This is a genomic window from Shewanella inventionis, from assembly GCF_014641855.1.
In the GTDB taxonomy this organism is placed as follows: domain Bacteria; phylum Pseudomonadota; class Gammaproteobacteria; order Enterobacterales; family Shewanellaceae; genus Shewanella; species Shewanella inventionis.
In genome coordinates this window covers 18,140-29,430 of record NZ_BMII01000043.1, presented here as the reverse complement: position 1 = coordinate 29,430, position 11,291 = coordinate 18,140, and the positions used below count along the sequence as shown (strand labels likewise).

The window sequence follows — 11,291 nt, the reverse complement described above, 5'->3', positions numbered from 1 at the left end:
TTGCTGCTCGATTAATGAAGACCAATACTGGTGTTTTTCTTGTGATGACATAGTGCCTCCTTAAATTGGTGAGGTACTATGACAACTATTTTTATGATTGAGTATGTGGGGTTTATTTACCGCTTACATATAGATATAGATATAGATATAGATATAGATATAGAGGCCTAATCTAAACTAATACATCTAAACTAAACAGTTCCAACCACCAAAAAACTAGCTACATTTAACTCCACCTGTTGCCAGAGTCTTCGCAATGGTACTTTGGCTTTTATTGAAAGCTTGATACTAACGGGTGATGCCTCAAGCCACTCATACAGACTCATCAACTCGGACTCATGGCAGGTTTGCGCATAGTTCAGTACTTCACTAACTGTTTGCTCTTGGTGTTTCAAATTGCTGGTATCTAAAACTTCTACCAACATGACTTTTTGTGCATTGATGCTAGTGTCTCGCTCAAGAAGACTGTTTAACCAAGCCTTATCAACATAACTACCGACCTTTTCAGCAAAGCCTTCAATATTTAAGGTGTATGCCAAAATAGCCCATAGATACCAGTCTGACTCAGCCTCAAAAGAAGGTGTAATTGTTAGCAAAGGGCAAAACTCTTGTGCACTGACATAAAGAGAGGGCCAATCTATCTCAAAACTTTTTAGGGCTTCTTTATCCTCGCAAGACTGATAAACCAGCGCATGCATAATGGCAGTCACCACACCGCTAGAAATGACTTGGGACATCACGTTCCGCTCATGAGCAAAGCAAACTATGGTTGACCACTTCCGTTCTTTTTCAAGAAACATGAACTTCAACGTATCTTTGTTACGCCTTTCAAGATCATCTCTGGATATAATTTCACGATAGTGTAACTCCATGAGAGCGAGATCATTATCTTTATAAGCCTGGATAAACCCTTTTATCAACATTCCTATAGACTTATCAGAGTCTTGTTTAATGACCGGAGAACTCTCGAAACGAGAGATCATTTCCTCCAGTGCAGATTGCATTTGCTCAAAAGCATACGGAATAAATTCCCGGTATTTATCTTTGTCGAATTGAGTGTGTTGCTGACTCCATACTGCAACCTTCAAGAAGCCATGTGGCCATTGTTCAAGTAACACCGACTCAAACGGATACTCAGCCTCTTTACACGGTCGTGCGTACTTGCAACAAAACCTTGGCAGAGCACAATTAAGCCAATCTTTGGTGTGCTCCATCAATGTTTCAGTTTCGCATAAAACATAGAAGGTAGGGTCACTACTTTGTGGGTAACCAACCAGATATTTTATCTTACCGGGCTTTAGAAGAACTGATTTTGCTAGGTCGACTTTATTCTTATATTTGCTTTCAGGTGTAATCTTGTTATCACCTTGAAAAAAACCAAGCAGAATTGACTCAATACCAGTCATCATCGTCCTCCGCACTTGTTTCCTTAGACAGCACTTCTTTAAAGTACAGATCCTCATAGGTGTTTCTTTTTTCAGCAATTTGGGCAGGATTAGTAGTATACGTAATACACTCGTAATTTACAGTCGCTCCAAAATAAGTGAAGTTCATTGAGCCGCGGATCAGAGCGCAATCAGTCAACAGTCCTTTTTCGTGTAGATCTTTCAACTCCACCACTTTAAACCTAGAAGGGTAATTGCAAAGATTTTGCTCTAGCTGACGCATTTTGTCTCTGTTCTCTCTAATCGCTAATTTCAGCGTAGCGCCAGCCTCAACACAGTTTTGAAGAAGTTCGAAAAAATATAAATGTCGATGTCCCCATTTCGGGTTAACAGCGTCGAAGTTTCCTGTCGTGTTATCTAGAACCGGAAAATCGGAAATCCAAGGGCTTAATATATAGATCACACCAGGGTTTATTGATTCCGCCACCAGCAAAGACGAAAGAAGATCCTTTATATGTGCTCGGCCAATCGCCTCTTTAGTTTCGATCGAGCGTTCATCTTGCACTATCATTGTAAAATGTCTCTCACTTCTACGGTCACTTGAATCGAAGATAACTGGGTTTGCAACTTAGTTATACGTGGATAGAACAGCATCTTGTTGTACTCCAGCATACTGACATTTAACTGGCTAATTACTGCCTTCACTGAGCCTCTTTGCTTATCAGTAAACACCAATATGCCTTTTCCATTAGCTTGTAAAGCATTTGACAGTGTACCTTGCCAATCACCACTCTCATCGTAGTTCACTAATGCTTCTGTACTTGTAATGACTCTCGAAAGTAAAAGTCGCTCAGTTTTATTTTTGGTAGCGCTGAACTGATTATAGAAGCCCAACTCTTGCTCGCGAATCATTGCTCCCCGCTGCCACATGCGAGACTGAATACGATTTTTCTCACGGTAAATATCACCATAAGTCCCACCTTGTTTGGCCGCTAGTAAGTAGGATGCAATATGCAGTGGAATTTCCAGATCACTTTGTTCCTCATAGTCAGTCCATTGCTTAAGGAGTGCAACTAGTCGCTGATCTGATTGTTCATTCGCTCCACTTTTTAATACTCTCGAATATAAAACGCTCTCCCAAGTGTGGGTGGGTAATATGCCGAGTTTAGCGATCTGCTGCTTTAATTTTTTGGTATTTTCAGAACGTTCGGTCAATGATTGCGCGCTACGCACCTGATTAAGGCTGTCACGAAGTGTTACGTTACGTTGCAACTCATTTAGAAAATACCGCAGATCGAAATTGACCTGCTCGTATTCACCAATTTCAAAAGCATGTGTCAAATGGCCAAGCGTGCGAAGTGGGTCTTCATTAAACACTTCTCGAAACTTAGTGATATAGCCAACTCCACCAACTTCATTTTCGTTGACCCAGACGTTGAGCACATCGCCATCCCAAAGATGATCCATGCTAAACGATTGTTCAGATACGTCTGAGACTAGCTTAAGAAACATTGCATTAATGCCACCGCACAAGGTTTGTCCTAGCAAATCTTTAGCCCAGGCGTAATAAGCAGGGTTCTCTGCATAATCAGGCTCAAGTCTTAATGCCCCTTTCATCTCATACAGGTTGTTTTCTTCGGCAAAGTACTCGGTTAGGCGTCTGTGAAGATCTTGTTCTTCATCGTTTCCATCCGCGGTTTCCCTTCGCTGGAAAAGTCCGTTGATGACCCCATTAGCAACTTGCTTTCCATCTTGAGAATAGAGGTACTCAAAGGTCCTTCCTAATGATTGCCCTTTCTGTTCACTCAAAACAAGCAAAGAACATATCAAGCACTCGAAAACCCAGTTTGCAAAGAAATAATTATCCTTGTAATTATCCGAATTAACAAACTCATACTGAAGGTATTGGTAGTACAAGGCTTTTTTATTTTGTTTGTGAAGAAGAATGTCCTTTATATCTTCTTCAGAAAACCTGAACGAAAACTTGGCGCTATCTACCCACAACTTGGTTCCAATAGCCGCAGGCTTGCCTTCAAGCGTCCAATTGAAATTAACATTAGCGTTATCACCACTAGAAAATGGAATACTCGCCTTTGCGCCAGTGCAATAGCGCACGATCTCCAGAGGAGTAGAGTGGTCGTGAGTGAAAAACTCGATACCGCGCAGAACATTGTGCCACTCAGTATTCTCAGGTACTTCAATACGACAATGTGAATTAGGTTCTGATATATCAAAATGCCATTGCAGAACACTACTGCTTTTGTTACCAAGCGCCGGGTTAGTTGAGCGCTGAGTTCGAATAAACCTCGGCTGATATACCGGGATCAACTCACCATCAAACAGAATATCTTCCTGATGACCTTGTTTACTGATGCTGCCAAATGCCTCTTCGATATTGAACTCAACATCCAACGTCGTATCTGGCACAGGATTAAAGTCTGCCGGAATTAGCCAGTCCGGTACATTCCAAGCTTTCACTGTATAGCGCTTAGACATTCGGCCTGGCGCAAACTCTTTTAATGCTTGGAAAAAGGCCATTTCCTTGATCTCTGTGCGCGGTTCACTTTTGGTTGAGCGATCCAATGCAATAGTCAGTGATTGTGTATCCAGTGCGGAAAACAATTGCGAAGAAATATACTTCGGCATAGGGCCGGACTGTTTCTCGACTAAACCATCCCAACGTTTCCCTTTTGCCCCCCATTTAAATTGCAAGTTCTGCCGCAGTTCGGGCAAAAAGGACATCATTATCGAACGAGGCGGAGCCCACATTACCACTTTGACCTGCTCATCACTGAGGGCAAGCGTGTCTTGTAGATAGTTAGTCAACTGGTGCGTTTTTGCTTGTGATACCATTACATCTGTAACGGCTTGCTTAATTTTCTCAAGGCTATGCTCATTCGTAAGTTTACCGTTTTTGTCAGTTCGGTTTGGCTCTTTTAACACAGACCAAATATTTATACGCTCCAATCGATACTCTTTCACTAACCACTCTAGCGTAGCGAGCGCAGCATGCATTTTATGTATGTGAGAGTTTTCAATAGGCAACTTTGTCGTTTTGACCTTTGGATCAATTAGTTGCTCGTACTGTTGGAATGCAATTCGATCCCTTCCAAAATCAGACAACATGGTATACATCCACGGACGCATCCCACGGCGTCGACCAGCTCGCCCCTTACGTTGTAAATAAGAAGCAACGTTACGCGGTGCTTTATGCTGAATGACAAGGCCCACATCAGGGTCGTTATAACCAACTTCCAAAGAGGCCGTTGCGACCACAACATTTGCGGTTTGATTGACTCCACTATCTTGACTAGATGTTCTTTCAACCTGCGTAGATTCAAACAAGTTATGGCCAATCTCTTCAGCAGAAGACCAATCCAGCCCTAACACCTTTTGAAGTTCTTGGTCATAGTTTGGGTGGCGGGGTGAACGCAGACAAGCGAGTGGTGAATCGTCCCCATGTCTTGGTCTTATTTCACCGTAGAAATCTTTCTTACCTTCCGAATCTAGATAGTCGTTATAAAGACGATTAATCACATCAAGGTCATCAGTAAACACAAACGCTTTCTGCCCAAAGATGCCTTGAGATATGTTCTTGTCCACCCCTTGGTGCCTATCCAGCAGGCGACTTCCCAGCATGGTTGCCTGAATCGTGGCTGATAACAAACCCGTTTGAGATGCAGGGTCCCCGCGCAGCGCCAACATGTATTCTGCGCCTTCTTCCTCTAATTCATGATCGAATGATTCAACCAATTCGGTAAAGTGAGACTTAGTTCCGGTCAGATCTGCAAAAAAGTTCTTCGCGTCTGCCAAGGTTGCTGATAAGCCTACAAAGTGCGGTTTGATACCGCTGAACTTCATCCAGCGCTTCAGAAGATACGATGTTTGTGCACCGGCACTCCCTTCATAAGTATGTACTTCATCTAACAACACCAAAGGAATCGATTTTTGATCTCGAGTGATTCCGAAAAGATGATTGAAGTGGCCGTCACTAAGACGCTGATTGAGCATTTCTGTAGTAGTAAAGAGGATATCAGGCGGTGATTTTTTAACGCGTTCTCTTGTCGCCAGAATTTCGTCTTCTGCTAACACTGTGTTACAGGAGAGGCAAACAACCTGTTTAGTGGCTTTGCGGAAACTAAGTGTGCCACCACAATGTTTTCCACTTGGTTTCTGCGGGCACACCATGACTCTAAACTCATCACCATCTTTCGCAAAGTTTTCAGAAAAGGTATCGCCGTAGAAGGTGCCTATCGATATCTTGCGTATGCCTTTAGAAAGTAAATAGTCATCCAATTTGCGCGCTTCTTTGTAGGTCTCTGCAAACTGATCTTTCAACAACTCCTTTCGAGGATAAATAGCTAGAATTCGAACTCGAGGCAGAGCATCTTGCAGCAGGTTTGCCGCCAACTTGGCCATAGCAGGAAGGTAGAAAGACAGCGTTTTACCACTACCAGTTCCGGCACAAACGATTGTCGCACTGGCTTCCAATGTGTTCTTGTATTTATGCTTATCAAACTTCTCCAAAATGCGCTCTGTCGAGCGTACCTGAAAGCCACCCAATTGAAACCATTCATCTCCATTCTTAAGGAGGTTACTCAGTATTATCTTCTCATCACTCGATTTAAAGAGACTGCTTTTTCCCCAATTATCAATCAGCGTTTTAGCATGGTGATCACGCTTTGGATATTTACGCGCCCGTTTTAAAAAACGAAAATCAGAAATCAGAGGTTTAGTATCTTCCGCCCCTTTATTTCTAAACCACTGGCGTGAAAGCACCTGAAGTCGAACTGTTTCAGCCATTCTTGAGCGATACTTCCCAGAGTCGACTTCAAAGATAAAGCAGCGACTTTTCAAAGCGTCAAAATACTCATCGATAAAAATATCGTTGACACCAGACTCTCGGATACTTTCCCGAACTTCAGATTCAGTCGAAGATACATCGATGTCCCCCCAAGATAAAAGTTCAGATTCCTTATTCTCGATCCTATCGAGTGCTCCAATCAGGTTTTGTGTGTCCATTAAGTTACTCACTAACGCTGCTTAATAACTAAGCTATTCAATTTATTATTATCTGCTAACCATTGCATGACGTCTGGTGTCAACATTGAAACAAGTGCGACACCACCAATGCGGTTCAACTCATCGAAAAGCTTCTTGACACCTTCGGGGAGATTTTCAGTATTCATTTCGCCTTTTAATTCAGCGCACTTCTGTGCGAGTTGCTGAATACGCCGCAAACTAACGGAATCGAAATTAAAAACTTCAACTTGTGCATCAAAGTCTTTTTTTGCCCTGACATATCGATCGTGGAGTTCTGCGTTGCCATGCACTTTTTTCTGCTGTTCCAATATGAACTCATCTACCTGTGCAAGGCTTATTTTCTCTTCAGACCAATTACGCCATACTTGTTGGTGAGTATCCGAATACAATTTCGCTGTTTGCTTCAGCGCCTCAGTTAATGAGTAAAGTGTGTTGTTTTCATCTGATACACTTTCGTGTTCGACTTCCAACCATAGCGATTTAAAAGCCTTTAGATTCTCTGTCGTTTGCAGCAAAGCATCCACGCCTCCTTCAACAAACAGATCAACATCTTCAATATTCTTCAGACACTCATGCTTTCTGGCTTCGATTTCTATCCCTCTGGCCGCACCATCTATTCGCCCTGAAATTGTCTTCAACGAGTCTTTTATACCTTCCAGACTGGCAGCATCGTTATAATAAGCAACCTCTTGCTGCAGTTGTGCCATTTGCGCTTTAAGACTCATTCTGCTCTCCTAATGCCGCTAGGCTTGCATCTAGCATGGTCAAGCGGTCGTTTATCGCTTGCTTATATTGTTCAACCTTGGTTGAACCATTCTCGTGATTAAATTTCTGAATCATTCTGATAACTTGAGGGAAGATTGCTTGCCAGTCTTCGAGTACCTCTTTCCACTTTTTCAGTTCTTGACCACTTATCTTATGCAGTAAATTCAATGGGTCCTTACTATCCTCAAGTCCCAAAACAGACTTAGGCGTCTCCGAGGTTAAGATTTTTTGCAACTCTTTCAATCTTCTACGAACTGTTGCGAGTTGGACATGGTAGTTAGGTCTCATCTCGTCAGGGATCTGCTTATATATCAGATCTAACGACTCCAGCAGTTCCGCTAACTGTGCTTTGGTTTCCGTTCCATCCAAATACTGAGCAAACAGTTGCGTTTCTGTTCTCAATTCGCGAATAATAGGCCCCAATTCGGAGGCGCTAATGGGTACTTCATTCACCTGCTTATAGATGTTTTGGAAATCAATAGGGTGGATAGCATTATTCGTCCCCACAGAAACGGTACGCAGCCACTTAGCGCGGTTGCTATCCCAGCCTTGAAGCCAACTGTCTAGCACTTCTTTATGTCTGTCATTGATAGGATCGGCCAATTTGTCCCTGATGTGCTCTGAGCTAAGTATGAGGTTACTGAGCCTCTTAGGCTTAACCGATAAATCAACGCCAAGATTTTTTGCTAGCGCAATTTGTAACTCTAGAGGACTGACACCCGACTGCTTAGCGACTTTCAAGCAAGTTTGCATCGCCGATGGTACCCATTTACGCGCAAAATCTTGATAATGAATGTAATCATCAAAACCTTCTGGGTAGCCCCAACCTTTTGCTTGACCTGCTTTGGACTTTTCCGTTGGATTGTTTTCTGTAAAGCGTAAAATGGCCAACATCTGCCTTTTCAAATTCAATGACTCAAGCGAGGCGGACAGTTCACTTGCTTCGAAAGCATTCACTACCTTCTTGTTGGAATTGTTGGTAGCTGACCCCGGAACACCAATATTGATAATCGAGCCTTCTTTTAGGGTAAATTCAAGCAAGCTCTTATTCTCTTGTGCCCCCCACTTATTCGATTTATCAACGGAGTATTCAGCGAAACTTTTATGGTGTTCCAGCATTTGGTACAGGCCTTGTCGCAACTGATTACTCGACCCCTGATCTAACTGCGCTGTACCCGCAAACCACTCTTCTACTCTTTTCTTCAAGAGATCTTGCGCAGGGGTAGGCTTGGATTCCGTTTTTTGGAGTGTTACAGGAATTTCTTTTCTAGACTTAACAGGAATTGGGGATGGTTCGACGACCGTGATTGTCCCAGTAGACTCCACGGTAGCATCTTCTTCAAACATTGATGTATCAAGGCTAAATACAAGGGCCTGACCGGCACTTATTTGCGCAAGGTTATCCTTAGCGGTATCCGCGTCCGTATACAAGGACATAAAGCCGACAAGTCGCTTTGCCATCTCGGTATTCGAAATGTTGAGTAGGATTTGTTGCGCCGTTTCGTCATGACGAAACTCACTTAACAGGTTTTCAAACCAGGCACTCGGATACTCTCCTTTTTGGAAACTCTTGTTGTGATCACGAAGTATGGCTAGCAAAACGTGTTGGATCGCGACACGTGGATTGAAGCGATGACGCCCGCCACTAAAAACATGCTTTTGCGCCAGTTTCAAAATAGCCTGTCTATTATAAGGAAACAGCGAAATACCACTTGGAGAACTACCAAATTCTTTAAGTATTTTGCTATCAGCGTCACTTAGATCTTGGTTCCAAGCAGGAATGCCTTCACTGACTTTCGTTTCATCTGCAAACTTCGCAATACCTTCTAAGCCATGACGGGCTGCGTTGATATATCGCGCACAAAAATCCAGAACATCGCCACCGGTAAAAGTCAATTGCGGGAATTGCCGAATGTCATTATCAGACGGTATGCGCCATTCATAGGTTCCCCGGGTCCAAATAGTGCTTCTATGACTTTGATAGCTTTCCAGACCATCTGTTGCTGCGATGACAGACTTCATACGGCATAGAACCTGCTCGCCGTCGTTTTGATCTTGCTCCAACAAACTCTCAATCAAAACGTCATCAATTGCGGAAATCGCAGCAAGGTCTTCTACCAGCACGACTAAGGTTTTATTTTCAGCCAAGAGGTGCTTACGGATCTCTTTAAACAAGTCCTGGAAGTTACCGGTACTAAACTGGAACAAGCGGTTAAACATTAGCTTAGATGCCCGCGCTATCGCTTGATTAGTCACAACCGCTGCCATTTTACGTTTAGACTCGTCAGACTCTAACTGAAGGTTCGCGTACGCATTTTTTGCCTGACTACCAAGATGAACAGAGACTTCTTCGCTGGAAGAAAACAAAAAGTCGTTTTCAGACAAGTCAAAATGTTCATTAAGCAGATCTGCATAACTCTTACTTTCAATTAATCGCGAAACTCGGTTATTGATAACCGATTTTGGCCCCGAGAATTTCGCCTTAATATGTGGGTCAGCGAAAAAATGATCGAGGTGAGTGGCAAAATTAATTTGATCCCGGATTTTGGTTTTCTTTTCAGGCGTTAACTTCCCTACAGCCTGAAGTGAACGCCCTTCATTTTTAAGCTGTTCCGGTTGAGCTTTTAATGCCTCATTGATGTGCGTAAACAGTAAGTCTCGGGTCGTTTCCTCGCTTAGTGAGTTACTCACCTGACCAATACGCTCACGGGCTTGCCCGAAAACCTCACCTTCTAGCCCTTTTAACATGATATTCAGCACTTGAGAGAGACTGGCATTTTTGGGAACACGAATAATGTGCCAATTTTCTTCGATGGCCTTCGGGTGCGTCTTCGCTACAGCATGAAGCCAACGAATAAGGTGTGACTTACCACTGCCCGACTCACCTAAAAGCGGAATGATGTCATGGGTATTAAGCAGTCTATCTAATAAGTCTTGCTGGGTTTTCACCTCTGGTGTCTGAGTACCATAGTCTGTAGAAATCAATTTTGTCGGATGGTGAACAGCAGCCAGAAGTTTGTCGCTTAACCTCTCAGCTTCACTCAGAATACAATCGCGAACATTGGCTTCGGTAGGCCAGTAAGCTTGAATACTCATCACGCTACCTCACCAACAAATTGAATGTGTGTCACTTGCTTTACTGCAGATGTTGGGAGACTTAAATCAAAACGTACAGTGCTGTCTGAACGCACTTCCAGTCGAAGCAGTTTCATATTTTCAAGCCGGAATAAGGCTAAGCTTAACGCAGATGACATTAGTACGTTACCATCATTGAAGTTCATAGAAGGTCGCTTTGTGTTCAAATAGTTAGGTAGCGATTCTTGATAAGGCCCAGTATCAAAGATTGGAAGTATGTGGTTTAACTTGTCCAGAAATTCCTGAATTGACAAGGCAGATTGATTCTTAAAGATGTCATCTAAATGCCACATTACAAATCGTGTTGGGTCAACAACATAAGTATCTTTACCCACGGTCTCCAAGAAACCGAGAAGATGGCCATAGTCCATAACACCAGATTCTTCTGACATGTTGAAAGTAATTCTGATGTCGCCACTTTGAACAGCACCTGACATCATTTCGCGAGCTTTACTTTGGGTAAGAAAATTCTGGTTTTGAAAGTTAGACTCTTCCTGATATAAGAAAAAGCACATGGCAAAGACAAAAGTACTAAAATCCCGTGATAGTTTAGCGTTATTTCTAAACTCATCCAGTGTTATAAGTAGGTGACCATCAGGGTAGTAATGGCGAGAGATCACGTCCAAAATGCGCTTAGGTAAGTTCCGACGTGTGGCCGTAAGGTCATTGCTGCGGTAACCTTTTTCACCATTATCATCAATTTCAGAATCCCACAGACCATATTCTGACCAAAAGTCTAACGACTCGGTCATTTTACCTTTTGCATTGGTATTTATGCAGTAAGATCCTGAGTCATCCTTCTCATTTCTCAAATAGAGAGACTCTGGCATTACAGCGCTCAATAATTGCGAACGCTGAAAGTATTTTCCTAGGTTTTTTGCACGATATTTCGTTAGCAATTCATCGATAAGTAGCAGTGTTGGGATATGACTGCCTCGGTGTGCATTATTTATGATAGCCATA

Annotated in this window: 6 protein-coding genes; all 6 read right to left on the bottom strand. The window is 42.8% G+C overall.

The window, feature by feature from the left end; translation table 11 throughout:
• Window positions 1–191: 191 nt before the first annotated feature.
• Genes IEW93_RS19335 through dpdG form a run of 6 tightly spaced genes read right to left on the bottom strand, consistent with a single transcriptional unit; the run spans window position 192 to window position 11,290 of the window.
• The gene (locus IEW93_RS19335; RefSeq protein WP_188740878.1) at window positions 192–1,409 is read right to left on the bottom strand and encodes a hypothetical protein; all 1,218 of its coding nucleotides are present in this window, start codon (window positions 1,407–1,409) and stop codon (window positions 192–194) included.
• A complete protein-coding gene (dpdK, locus tag IEW93_RS19330; protein ID WP_188740877.1) occupies window positions 1,393–1,956 on the bottom strand; it encodes a phospholipase D-like domain-containing protein DpdK in 564 nt (187 codons plus the stop codon). The genes IEW93_RS19335 and dpdK overlap by 17 nt, the downstream gene beginning before the upstream one ends.
• Window positions 1,953–6,407 carry a protein DpdJ gene (dpdJ, locus tag IEW93_RS19325; RefSeq protein WP_188740876.1) on the bottom strand — a complete coding sequence of 1,485 codons (4,455 nt, stop codon included), beginning with the start codon at window positions 6,405–6,407 and terminating at the stop codon, window positions 1,953–1,955. The genes dpdK and dpdJ overlap by 4 nt, the downstream gene beginning before the upstream one ends.
• 11 nt (window positions 6,408–6,418) lie before the next feature.
• On the bottom strand, window positions 6,419–7,153 hold the full coding sequence (gene dpdI / locus IEW93_RS19320; protein WP_188740875.1) for a protein DpdI: 735 nt from the start codon (window positions 7,151–7,153) through the stop codon (window positions 6,419–6,421).
• Window positions 7,143–10,289, bottom strand: coding sequence for a protein DpdH (dpdH, locus tag IEW93_RS19315; protein WP_188740874.1), 3,147 nt, complete (start codon window positions 10,287–10,289; stop codon window positions 7,143–7,145). The genes dpdI and dpdH overlap by 11 nt, the downstream gene beginning before the upstream one ends.
• Window positions 10,289–11,290: a protein DpdG gene (dpdG, locus tag IEW93_RS19310; RefSeq protein WP_188740873.1), complete on the bottom strand. Its 1,002-nt coding sequence runs from the start codon at window positions 11,288–11,290 to the stop codon at window positions 10,289–10,291. Before dpdG ends, dpdH begins: the two co-directional genes overlap by 1 nt.
• Between the last annotated feature and the right edge of the window lies 1 nt (window position 11,291).

Coding starts and splice junctions, on each gene's coding strand:
- IEW93_RS19335 (WP_188740878.1), bottom strand. CDS start 1,409: ATGATGACTGGTATTGAGTCAATTCTGCTTGGTTTTTTTCAAGGTGAT.
- dpdK (WP_188740877.1), bottom strand. CDS start 1,956: ATGATAGTGCAAGATGAACGCTCGATCGAAACTAAAGAGGCGATTGGC.
- dpdJ (WP_188740876.1), bottom strand. CDS start 6,407: ATGGACACACAAAACCTGATTGGAGCACTCGATAGGATCGAGAATAAG.
- dpdI (WP_188740875.1), bottom strand. CDS start 7,153: ATGAGTCTTAAAGCGCAAATGGCACAACTGCAGCAAGAGGTTGCTTAT.
- dpdH (WP_188740874.1), bottom strand. CDS start 10,289: ATGAGTATTCAAGCTTACTGGCCTACCGAAGCCAATGTTCGCGATTGT.
- dpdG (WP_188740873.1), bottom strand. CDS start 11,290: ATGGCTATCATAAATAATGCACACCGAGGCAGTCATATCCCAACACTG.